The sequence below is a fragment of the Enterococcus sp. AZ079 genome, assembly GCF_050547255.1.
GTDB classification, from domain to species: Bacteria; Bacillota; Bacilli; order Lactobacillales; family Enterococcaceae; genus Enterococcus_D; species Enterococcus_D casseliflavus.
In genome coordinates, this window is sequence record NZ_CP172955.1 from 2697949 (window position 1) to 2715986 (window position 18038).

Genomic DNA, 18038 nt, shown 5'->3' on the forward strand with positions numbered 1-18038 from the left:
GCTGTTCAAAAACTAAATGCTCGCTTCAGTTATAGTATAGTATTTTTTAGATCAAGTTTTCTTGCTTACCAATTCGTATAAACATCAATACCGCTATGACCGACACCTGTGTCATAGACTTTATAGGCACCTAAAGATGATTGACCAGTCGATCCTTTCGGTTGATTATCACTGGCAACAACGATGTACCCATCGGCATCACGGATGGTTCCGTCTGATGCTACATGGCGACCAGGGATATTCAATCCGCCTCCTGGCAAGACTTTTTGTGAGTAGTACGATTCTCTCACACCATTGAAATAGTTGATCCCATCCACTGGATTCAAGACACCAGAACCAGCACCAGGAACGCTTGAACGAGTTTGACTCACGTTAGAAGTCGCTGTAGACTCACTTTTTTCTGTGCTTTCTTTCGTACTTGTTTCTTTGTTTTCTACTGATTGGCCATCGTTAGAAACCAACAATGTTTCGCCATCAAAAATCATATTTGGATTTTCGATCGAATCATTTAAAGCTAAAAGGTCTTCGACCGTTGTTTGATAAGTAGCAGCGATCCCAGATAGAGTGTCTCCTGGTTTGACAACATGGGTTTGTTCTGCTGCTGAAACAACTGTTCCGCCAACGAATAAACCAAATCCTGCAACAACTGTAAATGCAAATTTTTTCAAATGAAAAAACCTCTCTTTTGATTATTTGTCCCGCTATCGGGCACAAGTAAGAGAATAACATTACAATATTGCAGGAAGGTTTCAGAAATATTTTTCATTATCACAATTGTTAAACAGAAAGTTACAGGATTTTTATTCAAAAATGCTAAACTTACAATATTGTTATCCCTTTCGATGAGTGCTTTTAGTGGCCACATGCTATAGTGATGCTAGTAATGGAAAGGAATGACACCCATGAAAAAACTACTATTAACGCTTGGCGTTTTGATTATTGTCGTAGCCGGCTATTTCGGCTACATGTACTATGCAACAACGTATCGCGGCATCACGGCTTATGCTATCACGCCCAACAAAGTCCCTGAAAAGACACAAACCTACAGCGATTCTGGTGAAAAAATAGATGGCTCTTTTACCTACAAATACACCTTTGAATTCGTAAAGAAAAATGGTGAAAAAGAACTCATGACCTATGACCTGACGGGCGAAAATGTAAAACCATTGGCTCCAAATACTTTAGTCAAAGCAGAAATCAGTAAGACCCGCATCATTTCTGGTCCCAACGAAGTCCCTCAATCAGAAGTCCCCGCAAAAATACTGTCTGAGCTGGAAACCTTTGACGAATAAGGACTTCTTACAAGAAACTTTCTACTTTTTAAGGTTCATTTTACTTTGACGGTCTATGCTAGCTTTATACCAAAACTATTTTTCTTCCTCTTACCAGTCCTCGCCCGACTGGTATTTTTTGATTTTTACCAATGGTCAAGAGTTACGCTTCTCATAGACAGAACCGCTCTAGCTTCGCAATGGTTTTTTTCTCAAACTTTGATCAAGCAGCTATTGATGATCGGAAATAAATAAAACCAGAATCAAGAAGATACAAGCTGGTGCCATCATAAAAAAACCGCTAGATTGTTTATCTCTAGCGGCTTTTTTTGCGATTTTAATAGAGTTCCAAGTATTGTTCTCTTTCCCACTCGGAGACTGTTTGGCGGAAGGCTGCCCATTCTAATCGTTTTGCTTCGACAAAGTTGGCATAGATGTGTTTGCCTAAGGCATCGATCATCACTTGGTCTTTACGCAATGCTTTGATGGCATTGTGGATCGTTGATGGCAGATCTTCGATTTGTGCTTCTGCACGTTCTGTTTCGTTCATGATATAGATGTTGCGGTCGACAGCTGGTGGTGGTGTCAACTCACGTCTAACGCCATCAAGTCCTGCTTGTAATAAAACAGCCATTGCTAAGTATGGGTTAGCGGATGGGTCAACCGAACGCAATTCCAAACGCGTTGACAAGCCTCTTGATTCTGGCACCCGAATCAATGGTGAACGGTTGCGTCCTGACCATGCCACGTATACAGGCGCTTCGTAACCTGGCACTAAGCGTTTGTAAGAGTTGACGGTTGGGTTGCAGACAGCCGTGTAAGCACGGGCGTGTTCGATCAAACCGCCTAAGAAGTGATACGCTGTTTGGCTTAATTGCATTGGTCCTTCTTCATCAAAGAAGACATTTTCATCACCTTTGAACAAGGACATGTTGCAGTGCATGCCTGAACCGTTGATGCCGAATAATGGTTTTGGCATGAAGGTCGCATGCAAGCCGTGTTTACGAGCAATGGTTTTCACGACAAGCTTGAAGGTTTGGATGTTGTCACATGCTTCCACTGCATCCGCATATTTAAAGTCGATCTCGTGTTGCCCTGGTGCCACCTCATGGTGAGACGCTTCAACTTCAAAACCAAGGCTTTCTAATTCTAATACGATATCGCGACGGCAGTTTTCCCCTAGATCGGTTGGGGCAAAATCGAAGTAGCCGCCTTTGTCGTTTAATTCCGTTGTGATTTCGCCTGCTTCATCTAATTTGAATAGGAAAAATTCGGGTTCTGGTCCAAGATTGAAAGAAGTAAAACCAAGGGATTGCATGTCAGCTAATGCCCGTTTTAAGTTGCCACGAGGGTCGCCTGCAAATGGGGTGCCATCTGGATTGTAGATATCACAGATCAAACGAGCCACTTTGCCATGTTCACTTTCCCAAGGGAAGATCATCCAGGTGGACAAATCAGGATACAGATACATGTCACTTTCTTCAATACGGACAAACCCTTCAATAGAAGAACCGTCAAACATCATTTTGTTTTCCAGTACTTTATCTAATTGACTTACAGGTACTTCAACGTTCTTGTTCGTTCCTAAAATATCAGTAAACATCAAGCGTAAAAAGCGCACGTTCTCATCCTTTACGATTTGTTTGATGTCTTCGGCAGTTCTTTCAAATTTTGGCATAGTATCCCTTCCTTTTTCCCAATTCTTTTTTTATATCACAGCAACGATCTACTAATGCTCTACATTCGTGGACCTTTTTGCTGGTATGGCTGTTTTTGATTCAATCCACCTTGAGCCAAGAGTTCATCATAAAAAATTCGACGTACATCTTCATCGGTCAGCGGCGGTTTGTTCTTCGCTTCTTTTTCTTTGGCAACTTTCATTTCATAAACTCGTTTGATTCCCGCCATGTTCAGTCCATCGGAAAGATAGTCTTTGATCTCTAGCAAGGTATCAATATCATTCAGCGAATACATTCGTCGATTGCCATCGCTGCGTTCCGGGTGGATCAATTCTTGTTCTTCGTAATAACGAATTTGACGGGCGGTGAGATCGGTCAATTTCATGACTGTTCCGATAGGAAAGACTGACATTGAGCGCCGCAATTCTTTTTCCCGCATAACTTGGCTCCCCTCCGTTTCAATGATGCTGCGTAACTTTATGGAAACTATACCAATTCTTTTTTTGTGTGTCAACCCCTCATGTTAGAAAAAGTGACATGAATGCAAATTTTTTTGATTTTTCCATTGGGCCCTTGATTTGATCGCATGTTCAAGCAGTCCTTTTTCTGGAAGAAATGGTACCTTAGCCAAAAATGTTCGGGTTTTGCACTTGAAGAAAGTCAAACCACTTATACTCCCATAATTTTGTCACCACAAAAAAACGGTGCATCGGCTGCACCGTTTTCTGTTTATTCCTGTTCTTGCGCCATTCTGCGTAGTGGATAGGTATCCTCCAGCGCAAATCCTTTGATATGATAGGTCTGTGTTGCTTCATCGAAGGCATTGCTCAACACTAGCGACTCCCGTTTTAAACGATTCAGCGCATTGCCTTCATCGGCTTGCAGCACTAGATGATAAGGCTGCATGATCTGCATCAATTCCATTTTGATCTCCTGAGTCAAGCGTTCTTTGCCTTTGGTACTCTTTGCTGAGATCAAGACATTGGGAAAGAGCGTTGGGATAAACTGATCGGCGTCGATGCGATCCGCCTTATTGTAGACCGTCAACATCGGTAATTGGGTCAAAGAAAGTTCCTCCATTAATTTTAAGACCGTCTCCTCTTGCTGGACCCGTTCTTCGGAACTGGCATCGACGACATGCAGCAAGAAGTCCATGTTTTGACTTTCCTCCAGTGTGGAATGAAACGCATCGATCAATTGGGTCGGCAATTCTTGGATAAAACCAACCGTATCGGTAATGGTGACTTCGAATCCTTCTGGCATCCGCCAGCGTTTCGTCAAAGGGTCAAGTGTCGCAAACAACTGGTCTTGTTCATACGTATCCGCACTGGTCAAAATGTTTAAAATAGTTGATTTTCCAGCATTGGTATAACCAATCAAGCCCATTTGAAAGACTTGGCTGTCTTTGCGCTTTTGGCGTGTCCGGTCTCGATGGGCTGCCACTTCCTTCAATTCCCGTTTGATGATGGTGATGCGGTTGCGGATGTGTCGACGATCGGTCTCCAGCTTGGTTTCCCCTGGTCCTCTCGTTCCGATTCCGCCCCCTAGCCGAGACATGTTCTTTCCTTGCCCTATCAAGCGTGGAAGCAAATAATCCAGCTGCGCCAATTCTACTTGCAGCTTTCCTTCTTTGGAACGGGCACGCATCGCAAAAATATCAAGGATCAGCTGGACGCGATCAATCACTGGCACTTCTAGCGCATCACCGATCAACTGGCTTTGCCTTGGTGTCAGTTCATGATTGAAGATCACTAGATCTGCTTCATGTGCTTCTGCCAACTGCTGCAATTCCGCAACTTTCCCCTTGCCGATCACGGTTTGTCGATCGACTTGCTGCCGTTTTTGCACCAGTGAAAAAACAACTTCACCATTGGCGGTTTTTGTTAAGCTTTTCAATTCTTTCATTGACGAATCAAAATGAAGATAGTTTTTCTCCGTTTCTACTCCGACAAGAATCACACGTTCTTGGCTCATCTTTTCTCCTCCAACCATTGGTCGATTTCTGTTTCAAGGGTACGTTGTTCTTCAGGTTGCCTCACTAAATCAATCCATCGGGGCTGTGCTCGGTTATTGAACCACGTCAGCTGCCGCTTGGCGTAGCGGCGTGAGTTTTGCTTGATTTGCTCAACGGTCTCCTCCAATGTGGCCTGCCCTTGAAAATAGGGCAAAAATTCCTTGTAGCCGATCCCTTTGGCGGCTTGCGTTTCTGGATACTGCAAAACAGCTTTTGCTTCTTCGATCAAGCCTTGATCCATCATCAAGTCCACTCGCTGATTGATTCGCTGGTATAACACTTCTCGCTCAGTGGTTAAACCGACCATGAAGAAATCGTACAAAGCTTGTGGTGTCTCTTTTGGTGCAGCGATACTTTCGCCAGTCGTTTCAAAAACCTCCAACGCACGAATCACTTTCCGCTCATTGTTGTAGTGGATCTTCGCTGCTGCCAAGGGATCGACCGCCTGCAGCTTTTGCCATAAAGCTTCTTTGCCGATGGCTGCTGCTTCTTGTTCGTAACGCTGACGAATCGTAGGGTCGCCTTCTTCTGCCCCTAAACGAAAGTCATACAAAAGCGCTTGGATGTATAACCCTGTTCCCCCTACAACGATCGGCAGCTTTCCTTGCTGCTGGATCGTCTCGATGGCTTCACGCCCCATTTGCTGGAAATCAGCGGCAGAGTATGCTTCCGTCATTGCACGAATATCGATCAAATGATGAGGAATCCCTGCCATTTCTTCCTTCGTCACTTTGGCGGTACCGATATCTAACTGACGGTAAATTTGCATGGAATCCCCGCTGATGATCTCCCCTTGGTATTTTTGGGCTAACTGGATACTCAAGGCGGTTTTACCAACTGCGGTCGGTCCCACGATTACTAAGACTTTTTTCATCCTTTTGTTTCCTCGCGAACCTGTTGCACAATTGCCCGAGCTTTTTCTGGAAAATCGGTGATGATCCCCGTCAAACCCAGAGCCAAGCAGGTGCGAATCGCCGCTTCTTCGTTGACAGTCCACGGACGGATCGCGATCGGAAAATCAGTCAAGACTGTTGCTGTCTCTTGGATCCAGCGATAGGCAGGATGAATTCCTTCGATATACGGTCGGCTGAGCGCCAACGGTGGTTTGTCTTCCCCGCGTCCCATAATAAAATCAAGGGTCGCATCCGGTTCGATCGCATGGATCCGATCCAAGGTCTCGATATTGAAGGAACAATACCAATGAGTAAAGGGCCATTCTTGACTATTCATTAAGTCGGATACTTTGGCTTCGATTCCTTCATACTCATAATGATCGGTTTTTAATTCGATCGTCAAAATGCCACGATAATTCTTCGCTGCAAGTAAATCCAACACTTCTTTTAGCGTGGGGACTTTGGCGGCTTGGAATTCCTCAGAAAACCAGCTGCCAGCATTGAGTTCTTTTAGTTCAGCAACCGTCAGGTCACAGATCCGACCTTTGCCGTTGGTCGTTCGATCAACCGTTTCATCATGCATGACGATCAAGCCGCCATCTTTTGATAGATGTACATCTAACTCAATGATATCAGCTTTGACCCGCACCGCTTCCGCAAATGCTGGTAGCGTGTTTTCAGGTCGGTTGCCGCTACTCCCGCGGTGGGCAACGATTTGTACCATCATTCTTTCACTCCATTCTCACTCTTTATTTTACCATGGAATCTCCTAGAACCAAAAAGCCTCTGTTTGTTTCGATCCTCTTAATGAATAATAACGCTTTGTTTCGGTCAAAGAAAAACACCCTTACTATGATCGCAGTAAGAGTGTGTGTGATCAGTTAAAAAAGCGCAACCGTCGATACTCTGGTTTGGTTCCTTAACCAAGGAAAACGGCTGACCAGTAGAATCAAATCGTTTTTGAAAAATAGGTCAACGGTTCGCTCGTCATGTTTTTCATTTGGGTTTTACGCTCATTGACCATTTCGACTAATTGATCAAGGAAATTTTCCATAATGATCCGACCGCCTTTATAGGTATACCCACCGATTTTAACAGTTTCCTCTGGGGATAAAATCACCCGACGTGTTCCGATTTTTTTGAAAAATTCTTCCAAGAAAAAATTCGGTAGATAAAAACTGTTTTGCGCCGCAAAAGATTGTAGATAGGCAAAATCATCGATGGTGATATAACAGTCGTCAAAGGCATCAAAGCTGACATACTCATCCATCAGCATGACACGTTTTTGTAGAATCTCACTGATTTTTTGATTCAATAAAACCAACGTTTCGATTTCTTTGACTTTATGCTCCAACAAACGGCGTTGTTTTTCTTTTTGTTCCTCATACCGAATGCGTAAATTAAAAATGATGGTTACTAACAATGCGCCTACTAAGACGCCGATCAAACCTGCTATTGCTACTGCCATTCTTCGATCCTTCCTCATTCCTTTTTTCATATTGTATCATATTTGAAAGTTTCGCAAAAAAGATAACGAACTTTTTATTTGACCTTTCTTGACCTAATCGGTATACTATCTCTTAGATATTGCGAAAACTTTATGCTAAACTATATCTATAACGATTTTTAGGAGGACTATCACTATGAATTTAATTCCTACAGTCATTGAACAATCATCTCGCGGTGAAAGAGCGTATGACATCTATTCTCGTCTATTAAAAGACCGGATCATTATGTTGAGTGGTCAAGTAACCGATGACTTAGCAAACTCGATCATTGCTCAGCTTTTATTCTTGGACGCGCAAGATTCTGAAAAAGACATCTACTTGTACATCAACTCGCCTGGCGGAAGCGTTACTGCTGGTCTAGCGATCTTTGATACCATGAACTTTATCAAAGCCGATGTCCAAACCATCGTTATGGGGATGGCTGCTTCTATGGGTTCATTCTTATTAACCGCTGGTGAAAAAGGCAAACGCTTTGCATTACCAAATGCAGAGATCATGATCCACCAACCATTAGGTGGCGCACAAGGACAAGCAACTGAGATCGAAATTGCTGCCCGCCACATTTTGGCAACCCGCGAACGTCTGAACAAAATCTTGTCAGAACGTACTGGTCAACCAATCGAAGTGATTGAACGCGACACCGATCGCGACAACTTCATGACCGCACAAGAAGCCAAAGATTACGGCTTGATCGACGAGATCATGGAATCAAACAAATTGAAATAAGCTTGCATAAAAAAGGTGTACGAAGCAATTCGTACACCTTTTTGCGTCTTTTGGTTCGGCGTCAGACTTCACCATATTCGCCCTGTTGGTAAGCATACCCATTTTCCACGTAATGCGTGATGTTTGCCTGATTTTTGGCGATTTCTTCTTCTGTCAACGGACGGATCACTCGTGCAGGACGACCAAACGCCAACACATTGGGCGGAATGACGGTTCCTTCCGTTACTAACGAACCAGCACCTAACAAACTATTTTCACCGATCACTGCATGATTCAAAACAATCGAGCTCATGCCGATCAGCGCCCCTTTTTTGATGGTACAGCCATGAAGCATACACTGATGCCCAACAGTCACATCGTCTTCCACGATCGTCGGGGCATCGTGATCAACGTGGATGATCGTTCCATCTTGAATATTGGTACGCGCGCCGATTTCGATGCGATTGGCATCGCCTCGAATCACTGCTTGAAACCAGACCGTACTCTCTTTTCCTAGAGTCACGTTTCCTACGATCGTCGCATTTTTTGCCACAAAACAAGGTGTTCCTTGCGACGAGGCTGGCGAAACTGTTTTGTGGGTTTCATTCCCTGATTGTTCTTTGTCCATCAACTTCTCCTTCCAATCCATAAACGGATCTGCGCTTTCTTTTTTCACTATAGCATCACCCTTGCGACAATGCAAAAAGAGCGCCAGTCAGACTGGACGCTCTTTTGGGCTTACTCGGCTTCTTCTGAAAATTGACTTTGGTACAGTTGGCTATAAAAGCCGCCAGCTGCCAACAAGGTTTCGTGATTGCCTTTTTCAATGATCGACCCTTGATCCATCACTAAGATCAGATCTGCTTCACGAATCGTTGACAAACGATGGGCGATCACAAAGCTGGTACGACCTTCCATCACTTTATCCATTGCTTTTTGAATCAGCGCTTCTAAGCGGGTATCCACCGAACTGGTGGCTTCATCGAGAATCAAAATCTTCGGATCAGAGATGACTGCCCGAGCGATGGTCAACAATTGTTTTTGCCCCAAGGAGACATTGTCCCCTTCAGAGTTGATGATCATTTCGTAGCCGTCTGGCATCGTGCGAATGAAGTGATCGACGTTGGCGGTTTTCGCTGCATCAACGACTTCATAATCGGTGGCATCTAATTTCCCAAAGCGAATGTTGTCGCCGATCGTGCCTTCATACAACCATGCATCTTGTAAAACCATCCCAAACAGTGACCGAACATCGTGACGTTCCATCTTCTTCGTGTCGATGCCGTCGATCTTGATGGCCCCTTCATTGACATCATAAAAACGCATCAACAAATTGATCAAGGTGGTTTTCCCAGCACCTGTTGGTCCCACGATCGCCACGGTTTGTCCAGCTTTGACTTCAAAGTTCAAGTCGTTGATCAACGGTTTTTTCGGATCATAGGCAAAGCCGACATGTTCAAAGGTCACGTCGCCTCTGATTTGTTCTGGCAATTGGATATCGGTTTGATTGACTGGCTCTTCTTCCTCATCTAAGATTTCAAAGACCCGTTTTGCTGCTGCTGAGGCACTTTGCAAGACGGAGGACAGCTGGGTAATGTTCCCCATTGGCTGACTGACTTGCCAAATGTATTGAATGAACGCTTGCAGCTGACCAACAACGATCACGCCGCTGATCACATAAAAGCTCCCCATGACTGCCATTGCGATATAGGTAAAGTAAGCGGTCATTTGCACCAGCGGCATCATCAAGCCTGACACAAAAGCAGAACGAAAGCCGTAATAGCGCAACTGGTGGTTAACATTTTTAAACCCTTCAAGTGTTTGCTTTTCCCGTCCATACACTTTCAACACACTGAATCCAGTCATGTTTTCTTGTACGTAGCCGTTCAGATCCCCTAACGCATTTTGCATGCCTTGGAAGTCTTTTTGCGACTTTTTGACGATCGTGCGAGAAATCAATAAGGAGGCTGGGATCATGATCAATGAAACCAATGCCATGTAGGTATTGATGTAAAACATCATGGAAACCGCCATAACGATTCCTAAGAAGGCATTGACGATCCCGATCAAGGCTTGCTGCATCGCACCGCTGACGGCATCCACGTCATTGGTCACCCGTGACAAGATATTCCCTTGTTGGTTACGGTCGAAGTAAGAAACGGGCAAACGATTGATTTTTTCTTCAATGTCTTGCCGCAGATCTCGCATCGCAGATTGGACAACGTTGGTGATCAGCAGCCCTGACATCAATTGCGAGAAACAGTAACCGACACCAACGACTGCGATCCAGATCAAGCAAAGGATCACGTAATCAAAATTAACGCCTTCGCCAGCAGCGATGTTGCGGCTGATCTCTGTCGTCGGTAATCCAGAAACATACGGCATTGCCGCATTGAAGCCGACGGTTGCAACAGTAAACAGCAAGACTAGGATAAATTGTACTTTGTACGGTTTGATGTAAGCACCTAACCGTTTTAAAGAAGAGATTGCTTTCATTGTGCCAACTCCTCCTCTGATAATTGTGACGCCGCAATGTCGTAGTATACTGGACAAGTTTGCAGCAGTTCTTTGTGGGTGCCGATGCCAACCACATCGCCTTCGTTCAAGACGACGATCTTATCGGCATTCATGATCGTTCCTACTCGTTGAGCAACGATCAAAACGGTCGATTCTGTGGTTTCTTTTTTCAAGCGTGCCCGCAATTTTGCATCCGTTTGGTAATCCAATGCAGAAAAACTATCATCAAAAATATAGATCTCTGGTTGGCGGATCACCGCACGGGCAATCGCTAGGCGTTGCTTTTGTCCGCCAGAGAAGTTGGTTCCGCCTTCTGCCAAGTGAGCATCAAAGCCATCTGGTGTGCGAGAAATGAAATCTGCCGCTTGCGCAATCTCGGCTGCTCGTTCCAGCTCTGCTTGCGTGGCATCTTCTTTCCCATAGCGTAGGTTTTCTGCGATCGTCCCTGTAAATAGCAACGCTTTTTGAGGGATAAACCCGATCTTGTTGCGCAACGTCGTTAAGCTGTAATCCCGAACGTCAACACCATCCACCAAAACTTGGCCTTCACTGACGTCGTAAAAACGTGGGATCAATTGGATCAAGGTTGATTTTCCACTTCCAGTACTACCGATAAACGCCACGGTTTCCCCTGGTGAAGCGGTAAAGCTAACATTACGGATCACTGGACTTTGAGCATGTCCTGGATAAGCAAAGGTAACATTTTTGAATTCCAAGAAGCCTTTCGTCTTAGTTTCTGTCACTGGCTGTTCTGGCTCTTTGATTTCAGAAGTCGCATCTAACGCTTCTTGGATTCGACGAGCAGAAACCGCCGCTCGTGGATACATCGTAAAGACAGTCGCAAACAGCATGAAAGAAAACAGCGCATGGAAGATGTATTCGATAAATGCAATCAAGTCACCGACCTGCAGTTGCCCTTGATCGATTTGAATACTTCCCGTCCAAATAATCAAAATCATCACGATATTGAATAAGAAGAAAAAGCCTGGTTGTGCCGTTGCCATCAAGCGAAACAAGCTGCGAGAACTAGAAGCATAGGCTTGATTGACTTTGCCAAAGCGTTTTTCTTCAAATTTTTCATTGACGAAGGCACGGATCACTCGTAAACCAGAGAGATTTTCCCGCAAGATGCCATTGATTTTATCTAGATTGGCTTGTTGTTTAGTGGATAAGGGTTCCGAGATTTTGGCAATGGCGATGACGGCCATCAGCAATATCGGCAATGCCCCCAAAACATACAACCCTAGTTGTGTACTTGTCCGCATGACCATGTACAAGCTGACCACAAACATCATGGGTGTCATCAAACCTGTCCGTAAGATGCTTTGCATAAACAGCATGATTTGATACGCATCATTGGTCACACGGGTGATCAATGATGAAACCCCGATTTTTTCATATTCGGTATGTGAATAGCCTTGGACTTTTTCAAAAAGATCGTCACGAATATCTGCCACAATGTTAGTGGTGATACGTGACGTGAAATAGCCTAACAAAATGTTCATCGTGATCCCCACAATGGTGATCGCGATCATCGCCGCACCCATTTTCCATATGTAGTCGCGATCACCAGCGGCGATCCCTTTGTCGATCATTCTTGCCAATAACGTCGGCAAACCTAATTCAATCAAAATAAAACCAAAAACACAGATGAAATTAAAAACCAGCAGTTTCTTGTTTCTCATCGTGTAGTGCCACATTAATTTCAAAAAATCCCCTCCTTTTTTACTTCATTACTTCTACTATAGCATAGGAATATTCTTATTGTAATGCACTTTCAACGAAAAAAAGCAAACTTCAGCGATAGTCCTTTCATTTTCTTTCAGTAAGCCTTTTCAAAACGACGTGTTTCTATACTTATTCGTTTTTCTGTGATAAACTAGGGATACTTGTAGTGGAACGACTTACAAACCCGGTGAATTTTTTATGACGACATTTGGAAAGCAAAGACGAGGCTTTCTCTTTTTTCTCACAACGATTGTCTGAAAAAAGCATGCAGCGGCTCTCGAAGCCTTCTTTTCAGGTCACTTTATTCGGACCTCGATTTTGTGATGCAGCGAATTCATCAACCAAATAGACTACTGCGAAAAGCAGATAAAGGAGAAAAGATATGATTTACAAAATTTATTACCAAGAAACAAAAGACCGCAACCCAAAGAGAGAACAAACCCACTCTTTGTACATTGAAGCAGACGATGCAGTGATCGCACGCCGTCTGGTTGAACAAAATACCCCATACAACATCGAGTTCGTTCAAGAACTAGATGAAAAACATTTAGCTTACGAAAAAGAAAACGCTGATTTCAAATTAGCGGAGTTTTAAGATGAAAGTTTCGCTGAAAAATAATGAGACTGGCGTATTCGGCGTCGGTGGACTTGGCGAAATCGGAAAAAACTGTTATGGGGTTCAATTCCAAGATGAGATCATCTTAATTGACGCGGGAATCAAATTCCCCGAAGATGAACTGCTTGGGATCGACTATGTCATTTCCGATTATAGCTACATCGTTCAAAATTTACCGAAAGTCAAAGGCTTGATCGTCACTCATGGTCACGAAGACCATATTGGCGGAATCCCTTACTTGTTGCGGGAAGCCAATATCCCGATCTATGCGGGACCCTTGGCACTTGCTTTGATCACCAACAAATTAGATGAGCATGGCTTATTGCGGGACGCGGAATTACACGAAATCAATGAAGATACGGTGATTCGTTTCCGTAAAACATCCATCAGCTTCTTTAGAACGACCCACAGTATCCCTGATGCTTTAGGTGTCGTTGTCAAAACGCCTTCTGGCAATATCGTCGCAACTGGCGATTTCAAGTTTGACTTTACGCCTGTGGGCGAACCAGCAAACTTGCACAAAATGGCAAAAATTGGTGAAGAAGGCGTCCTTTGCCTCCTTTCCGATAGTACCAATGCAGAAATTCCGACCTTTACCAAATCAGAAAAAACGATCGGCAGCTCGATCCAAAAGATTTTTGAAAAAATCGATGGTCGGATCATTTTTGCCAGCTTTGCCTCCAACATTTTCCGTCTCCAACAAGCTGCAGATGCGGCGGTTGCGACTGGACGTAAAATCGCCGTTTTTGGACGCAGTATGGAAAATGCAATCGTCAACGGACAGCGCCTTGGCTATATCAAGGTGCCAGATGGAACCTTTGTGGAATCTCATGAGATCAACCGTTTGCCTGCAAACGAAACCATGATCCTTTGTACGGGTTCTCAAGGAGAGCCAATGGCTGCTTTGAGTCGGATTGCCAACGGGACTCACCGTCAAATCCAAATTCACCCAGATGATACCGTGATTTTCTCAAGCTCACCGATCCCAGGAAATACCACGAGTGTCAATCAGCTGATCAACTTATTGTTGGAAGCTGGCGCAAACGTGATCCATGGCAAATTGAACAACATCCATACTTCTGGTCACGGTGGCCAAGAAGAACAAAAACTGATGTTGCGTCTAATGAAGCCAAAATTCTTTATGCCTGTCCATGGGGAATTTCGGATGCTGAACATCCACACCCAGTTGGCACAAGATGTCGGTGTACCAAAAGAAAATTGTTTCATTATGGAAAATGGTGACATGTTGGCCTTAACAGCGGATACCGCTCGCTTGGCTGGTCATTTCAATGCCAATGATGTTTATGTTGACGGCAGCGGTATCGGTGATATCGGAAATGTCGTCTTACGAGATCGTCGCATTCTTTCAGAGGAAGGCCTCGTCTTAGCAGTCGCGACAGTCGATGTAGCGAAGAAAGAAGTCCTTGCTGGACCAGATATCCTTTCTCGTGGGTTTGTTTATATGCGGGAATCTGGCGAGATGATCAATGAAGCACAGCAGATCCTCTTCCGTGCATTGCGGGAAGTCTTGAACCAACCAGACCCAACAGAACACAAATTAAGAGAAGCGATGTCTTCGGCGTTACAGCCATTCCTATTTGAAAAAACCGAGCGTCATCCAATGATCCTTTCGATGATCATGACGCCGGACGATTTATAGTCTCACATGCGAGGGTAGTTCTCAGGTTACTGAGAACTACCCTTTTTCCTTTCCGTTATAAAAAGCAAAAAAAAGACCATCGAATCGATGGTCTTTTGGGGTTTTTGATTTCAAAGTGCTCTTACTGGCAGTTTGTTTGAAAGCTTACGCTTTGTTTACGTTAACTGCTTGAGGTCCACGATCAGAATCTTCCACGTCGAAAGTTACTGCTTGACCTTCTTCTAAAGTTTTGAATCCTTCACCTTGGATCGCTGAAAAGTGTACAAATACGTCTGTACCGTCTTCGCGAGAGATAAAACCAAACCCTTTTTCAGCATTGAACCATTTTACTGTACCTTGTTCCATTAAAAAAAACCTCCTCGTGCATAAGCACTTAATTGTGTGTAACATTGCCTTTGTGCGATAGAGGCCTAACGTGCGTTTCAACATCTATTCAGCAAACAAAATTACAATAATATTTTACACTTGCCCGTATTTTTTTGCAAGACAGACGATTAGACAATTCACCTTTATTTTTAATAATGTTCGCAAACTCGGCTTATTTTCACACGTCTTCCTGTTGCCACAGCCCCTCTTCTCGCAAACTGACATAGGCATTGTCGCCAATGATCAAATGATCCAGTATGTCGATCCCCATCAAGTCTCCGCACTTGATCAAGCGGCGTGTAAACAGCAGATCTGCCTCTGAGGCTTGGGGACTGCCGCTGGGATGGTTGTGGACGACGATCACTCGGGCGGCACTGTAACGTACCGCCCAATGAAAAATCTCCCGTGGGTGAGCGATAGACTGATTCAACGATCCGATGAAGATCGTTTTTTTCTGAATGATCTCATTTTTCGTATTCAAATAAAGCCCTAGTAAATGCTCTTGACGACAATCCTTCAACTCTTGGATCAACTGATGGGCGATCGCCATACTAGAGTTGACCTTACCGTACTTTGGTTGAGCGGAGCGCTGGATTCGCACACCTAATTCAACCATCGCTTTGATCTCGATGGCTTTGATTTGTCCGACGCCGCGAATTTCTTGTAATTCATCGATCGTCGCTTGCTTTAATTCATACAATTCTTGAAAACGATTCAAGACACTGGCCGCTAACTCGAGGACATTCAGAGGACGTGAGCCAGTTCGCAGCAAAATGGCCAATAATTCTTGATTCGAAAGGGCATCGACTCCATATTCTACTAAACGCTCTCGGGGAAACGAGCTTTGGGGAATCACTGTTTCATTGATCATAAAAAAAACTCCTTTGCGTCGGTCTAATAAAAGATACGCAAAGGAGAGAGTATTTCATGAATCAGGTGCGCAAAAAATCACAGTTAGATTGAAAAGGCGGTTTCTAGAAAATCTGAGACATCCTCTAGTGATGGTAAGACTTTCAAGACTTTTTCTTCAATGATGGTCGTCGGCGCGATCAAATCGGGAATCATAATGACTGAGATCCCTGCCCCATGAGCAGCATGAATACCGTTAGCCGAATCTTCAAGGATCACCAATTCTTCTTTTGGTACCGCCAATAATGCGTGGGCTTTTTCAAAAATCTCAGGATCTGGTTTTGCCCGTGTGACATCATCAAAGCAGACGATCTCAGGAAATTTCGCCGTTAAGCCTGCTGCTTCCAGCAAGGTATCGATCACTTTGCGCTGGTTGCTAGACGCCAACACTCGGGGAATCTTTTTCTCATCAAGATAATGCAATAACTCGTGGATGCCCGGCTTCAATTCAGCCTCGCCCCGTTGGAACATTTCCAGCGTTTGCTGAAAAGCCGCTTGGATAAAGTCTTCGATCATTTGATAGCCAAAGGCTTCGTCGAAGCGCTCATGGTAAGCTGCCCAGACTTCTTCATCCGAGACCCCCACATAAGCTAAATACAACTCTTTTGTATAGGGAATCCCCATTTGATCCGCCACGATTTGAGTTGCTTGGTAATAGAGCAGCTCCGTGTCAAAAATCAAGCCGTCCATATCGAAAATCACACCACGTAACTTAGCCATTTCTTCCTCCTATTGCCAACAACAATTCACGAACTTCTGAAACAAAATACAACGATCCTGTCACCAGCAGCAAATCTTCATTGGTCATTTTTTCTAATAATTCTGCCAAACCAAACTGCCATAAAGAGACGGTTGAGATTCGTTTTTCATCTAGTTCCTGATAGCCGTCTGCTAAATGCAATGCTTTTGGGAAATCAAAGGTCGTTAAATAAATCTCGGCTTGCGGAATTGCCAGCAATTGCTGAAGCATCTCATTGACGTTTTTGGTTTCTAAGGCTGAGAACAGCACATGGATGCGATAGTCGCTGAACTCTTCTTTCATTGTATCTACTAAACGAGCCATGGCATGTACGTTATGGGCACCATCGATAATCACTAGTGGCTCACTGCTGATTCGTTCCATTCGGGCGGGCCAATAGGCCTTTCTTAACCCATTGCGAATTTCTTTGACTGAAAACGGCAGCTGCCGCAGGTCGCAATACAGGCTATACAATTGAATTGCAACACCGGCATTTTCTGGTTGATGGCGGCCTAACATCGGCGTTTTCAAGCCTTTGATTTTGCCATGCTCATTTTCAAAATCAAACAATTCGCCCCACTCTTCATCAGGATGACGATAGGTCACACGGTACTCTTCCCCTGCATGATACGCAGGTGCCTGTGCTTCTGCAGCTTTCAAATCGATCACCGAAAGCGCGCTTTCAACGATATTGCCAGTCACAAGGGGAATTTGTGGCTTGATGATCCCCGCCTTATGGGCAGCGATTTTTTCAATGGTATCGCCTAAGACATCCATATGATCCATGCCGATCGTCGTGATCGCTGTCAACATCGGGGAAATAACGTTGGTACTATCTAAAAGTCCCCCTAGGCCAACTTCCATTATCGCAACATCGACCTTTTTTTCTTCAAAATAGCCTAACGCCATGGCAGTAATGATCTCAAACTGAGTGATGCCCGTCAGGGTTTCATCACGATCGATTTCAGCAACCAGCGGCTGGATTTTCTCCACCCAAGCGACCAAATCCTCATCTGATATAAATTGTCCATTGATTTCGATCCGTTCATTGAACGCTTCAATGTGCGGGGAAGTAAAAGTCCCCACTTGCTGCCCAGCTTCTTCTAAAAGACTGCGCAAATAGCTGACGGTTGATCCTTTGCCATTCGTGCCGGCGATATGGATCATGGTTATGTTTTTTTCAGGATTGCCCATTCGTTTTAATAATGCTTCGACACGCATCAATCCGGGTCTTTGCCCAAATGCCAAACGCGAATGGATCCACGCTGTTGCTTCTTCGCTTGTCATCTCCTTCACCTCGCTCTTATTTTATCAAAAATCCCACAGCTTTCCCAATTTCTTTCCTTTAAACGAGAAATTTGTTTGACGGTTTCTATCGATTACGCAAAAACAAGCATCTACAAGAGATGCTTGTTTGCAGACAGTCGACGCTT

The 18038-nt window shown here is 44.3% G+C and carries 18 protein-coding genes; 4 read left to right on the forward strand and 14 right to left on the reverse strand.

Annotated features, from left to right (window positions below; all coding sequences use genetic code 11):
- Nucleotides 1-65: 65 nt before the first annotated feature.
- A complete protein-coding gene (locus IGJ15_RS12855; RefSeq protein ID WP_231472853.1) occupies nt 66-668 on the reverse strand; it encodes a LysM peptidoglycan-binding domain-containing protein in 603 nt (200 codons plus the stop codon).
- A gap of 234 nt (nt 669-902) precedes the next feature.
- Between IGJ15_RS12855 and IGJ15_RS12860 the strand changes: the two genes are divergently transcribed.
- On the forward strand, nt 903-1292 hold the full coding sequence (locus IGJ15_RS12860) for a YxeA family protein (protein ID WP_231472851.1): 390 nt from the start codon (nt 903-905) through the stop codon (nt 1290-1292).
- A 316-nt stretch (nt 1293-1608) separates the two neighbouring features.
- Here IGJ15_RS12860 and glnA read toward each other — a convergent pair whose 3' ends face one another.
- The 6 genes from glnA to IGJ15_RS12890 form a co-directional block, all read right to left on the reverse strand.
- On the reverse strand, nt 1609-2949 hold the full coding sequence (glnA, locus tag IGJ15_RS12865; protein WP_005225167.1) for a type I glutamate--ammonia ligase: 1341 nt from the start codon (nt 2947-2949) through the stop codon (nt 1609-1611).
- 59 nt (nt 2950-3008) lie between these two features.
- The gene (locus tag IGJ15_RS12870; protein ID WP_231472850.1) at nt 3009-3389 is read right to left on the reverse strand and encodes a MerR family transcriptional regulator; all 381 of its coding nucleotides are present in this window, start codon (nt 3387-3389) and stop codon (nt 3009-3011) included.
- A gap of 290 nt (nt 3390-3679) precedes the next feature.
- Complete coding sequence (gene hflX / locus IGJ15_RS12875) at nt 3680-4924, reverse strand: GTPase HflX (RefSeq protein ID WP_231472849.1); 1245 nt, start codon at nt 4922-4924, stop codon at nt 3680-3682.
- Complete coding sequence (miaA, locus tag IGJ15_RS12880) at nt 4921-5838, reverse strand: tRNA (adenosine(37)-N6)-dimethylallyltransferase MiaA (protein WP_087626943.1); 918 nt, start codon at nt 5836-5838, stop codon at nt 4921-4923. Before miaA ends, hflX begins: the two co-directional genes overlap by 4 nt.
- Nucleotides 5835-6584 (reverse strand): glycerophosphodiester phosphodiesterase, encoded by a 750-nt coding sequence (locus IGJ15_RS12885; RefSeq protein ID WP_231472848.1) that lies wholly within the window; start codon nt 6582-6584, stop codon nt 5835-5837. The genes miaA and IGJ15_RS12885 overlap by 4 nt, the downstream gene beginning before the upstream one ends.
- Before the next feature lie 222 nt (nt 6585-6806).
- Nucleotides 6807-7325: a hypothetical protein gene (locus IGJ15_RS12890; RefSeq protein ID WP_005231097.1), complete on the reverse strand. Its 519-nt coding sequence runs from the start codon at nt 7323-7325 to the stop codon at nt 6807-6809.
- A gap of 175 nt (nt 7326-7500) precedes the next feature.
- Between IGJ15_RS12890 and clpP the strand changes: the two genes are divergently transcribed.
- Entirely contained in the window at nt 7501-8091 is a 591-nt protein-coding gene (gene clpP / locus IGJ15_RS12895) for an ATP-dependent Clp endopeptidase proteolytic subunit ClpP (RefSeq protein WP_005225161.1), read from the forward strand.
- Nucleotides 8092-8152: 61 nt separating this feature from the next.
- Here clpP and IGJ15_RS12900 read toward each other — a convergent pair whose 3' ends face one another.
- From IGJ15_RS12900 to IGJ15_RS12910, 3 genes are all read right to left on the reverse strand, one after another.
- The gene (locus IGJ15_RS12900; RefSeq protein WP_231472846.1) at nt 8153-8746 is read right to left on the reverse strand and encodes a gamma carbonic anhydrase family protein; all 594 of its coding nucleotides are present in this window, start codon (nt 8744-8746) and stop codon (nt 8153-8155) included.
- 62 nt (nt 8747-8808) lie between these two features.
- Nucleotides 8809-10566 carry an ABC transporter ATP-binding protein gene (locus IGJ15_RS12905; RefSeq protein WP_231472845.1) on the reverse strand — a complete coding sequence of 586 codons (1758 nt, stop codon included), beginning with the start codon at nt 10564-10566 and terminating at the stop codon, nt 8809-8811.
- Complete coding sequence (locus tag IGJ15_RS12910) at nt 10563-12296, reverse strand: ABC transporter ATP-binding protein (RefSeq protein WP_010747462.1); 1734 nt, start codon at nt 12294-12296, stop codon at nt 10563-10565. Before IGJ15_RS12910 ends, IGJ15_RS12905 begins: the two co-directional genes overlap by 4 nt.
- Nucleotides 12297-12697: 401 nt before the next feature.
- Between IGJ15_RS12910 and IGJ15_RS12915 the strand changes: the two genes are divergently transcribed.
- Complete coding sequence (locus tag IGJ15_RS12915; protein ID WP_005225157.1) at nt 12698-12910, forward strand: DNA-directed RNA polymerase subunit epsilon; 213 nt, start codon at nt 12698-12700, stop codon at nt 12908-12910.
- A gap of 1 nt (nt 12911) precedes the next feature.
- Nucleotides 12912-14591, forward strand: a complete 1680-nt coding sequence (gene rnjA, locus IGJ15_RS12920) for a ribonuclease J1 (RefSeq protein ID WP_005225156.1) — start codon at nt 12912-12914, stop codon at nt 14589-14591.
- A gap of 144 nt (nt 14592-14735) precedes the next feature.
- On the opposite strand, the gene IGJ15_RS12925 is transcribed toward rnjA, so the two are convergent.
- The 4 genes from IGJ15_RS12925 to IGJ15_RS12940 form a co-directional block, all read right to left on the reverse strand.
- Nucleotides 14736-14936: a cold-shock protein gene (locus IGJ15_RS12925; protein WP_005225155.1), complete on the reverse strand. Its 201-nt coding sequence runs from the start codon at nt 14934-14936 to the stop codon at nt 14736-14738.
- A gap of 199 nt (nt 14937-15135) precedes the next feature.
- Nucleotides 15136-15828: a RadC family protein gene (gene radC, locus IGJ15_RS12930; protein WP_005225154.1), complete on the reverse strand. Its 693-nt coding sequence runs from the start codon at nt 15826-15828 to the stop codon at nt 15136-15138.
- An 83-nt stretch (nt 15829-15911) separates the two neighbouring features.
- Entirely contained in the window at nt 15912-16586 is a 675-nt protein-coding gene (locus tag IGJ15_RS12935; protein WP_231472843.1) for an HAD family hydrolase, read from the reverse strand.
- A complete protein-coding gene (locus IGJ15_RS12940) occupies nt 16579-17892 on the reverse strand; it encodes a bifunctional folylpolyglutamate synthase/dihydrofolate synthase (protein ID WP_231472842.1) in 1314 nt (437 codons plus the stop codon). Before IGJ15_RS12940 ends, IGJ15_RS12935 begins: the two co-directional genes overlap by 8 nt.
- Between the last annotated feature and the right edge of the window lie 146 nt (nt 17893-18038).

Coding starts and splice junctions, on each gene's coding strand:
- IGJ15_RS12935 (WP_231472843.1), bottom strand. CDS start 16,586: ATGGCTAAGTTACGTGGTGTGATTTTCGATATGGACGGCTTGATTTTT.
- clpP (WP_005225161.1), top strand. CDS start 7,501: ATGAATTTAATTCCTACAGTCATTGAACAATCATCTCGCGGTGAAAGA.
- IGJ15_RS12925 (WP_005225155.1), bottom strand. CDS start 14,936: ATGGAACAAGGTACAGTAAAATGGTTCAATGCTGAAAAAGGGTTTGGT.
- IGJ15_RS12905 (WP_231472845.1), bottom strand. CDS start 10,566: ATGAAAGCAATCTCTTCTTTAAAACGGTTAGGTGCTTACATCAAACCG.
- IGJ15_RS12915 (WP_005225157.1), top strand. CDS start 12,698: ATGATTTACAAAATTTATTACCAAGAAACAAAAGACCGCAACCCAAAG.
- glnA (WP_005225167.1), bottom strand. CDS start 2,949: ATGCCAAAATTTGAAAGAACTGCCGAAGACATCAAACAAATCGTAAAG.
- IGJ15_RS12940 (WP_231472842.1), bottom strand. CDS start 17,892: ATGACAAGCGAAGAAGCAACAGCGTGGATCCATTCGCGTTTGGCATTT.
- hflX (WP_231472849.1), bottom strand. CDS start 4,924: ATGAGCCAAGAACGTGTGATTCTTGTCGGAGTAGAAACGGAGAAAAAC.
- miaA (WP_087626943.1), bottom strand. CDS start 5,838: ATGAAAAAAGTCTTAGTAATCGTGGGACCGACCGCAGTTGGTAAAACC.
- IGJ15_RS12885 (WP_231472848.1), bottom strand. CDS start 6,584: ATGATGGTACAAATCGTTGCCCACCGCGGGAGTAGCGGCAACCGACCT.
- IGJ15_RS12860 (WP_231472851.1), top strand. CDS start 903: ATGAAAAAACTACTATTAACGCTTGGCGTTTTGATTATTGTCGTAGCC.
- rnjA (WP_005225156.1), top strand. CDS start 12,912: ATGAAAGTTTCGCTGAAAAATAATGAGACTGGCGTATTCGGCGTCGGT.
- radC (WP_005225154.1), bottom strand. CDS start 15,828: ATGATCAATGAAACAGTGATTCCCCAAAGCTCGTTTCCCCGAGAGCGT.
- IGJ15_RS12870 (WP_231472850.1), bottom strand. CDS start 3,389: ATGCGGGAAAAAGAATTGCGGCGCTCAATGTCAGTCTTTCCTATCGGA.
- IGJ15_RS12890 (WP_005231097.1), bottom strand. CDS start 7,325: ATGGCAGTAGCAATAGCAGGTTTGATCGGCGTCTTAGTAGGCGCATTG.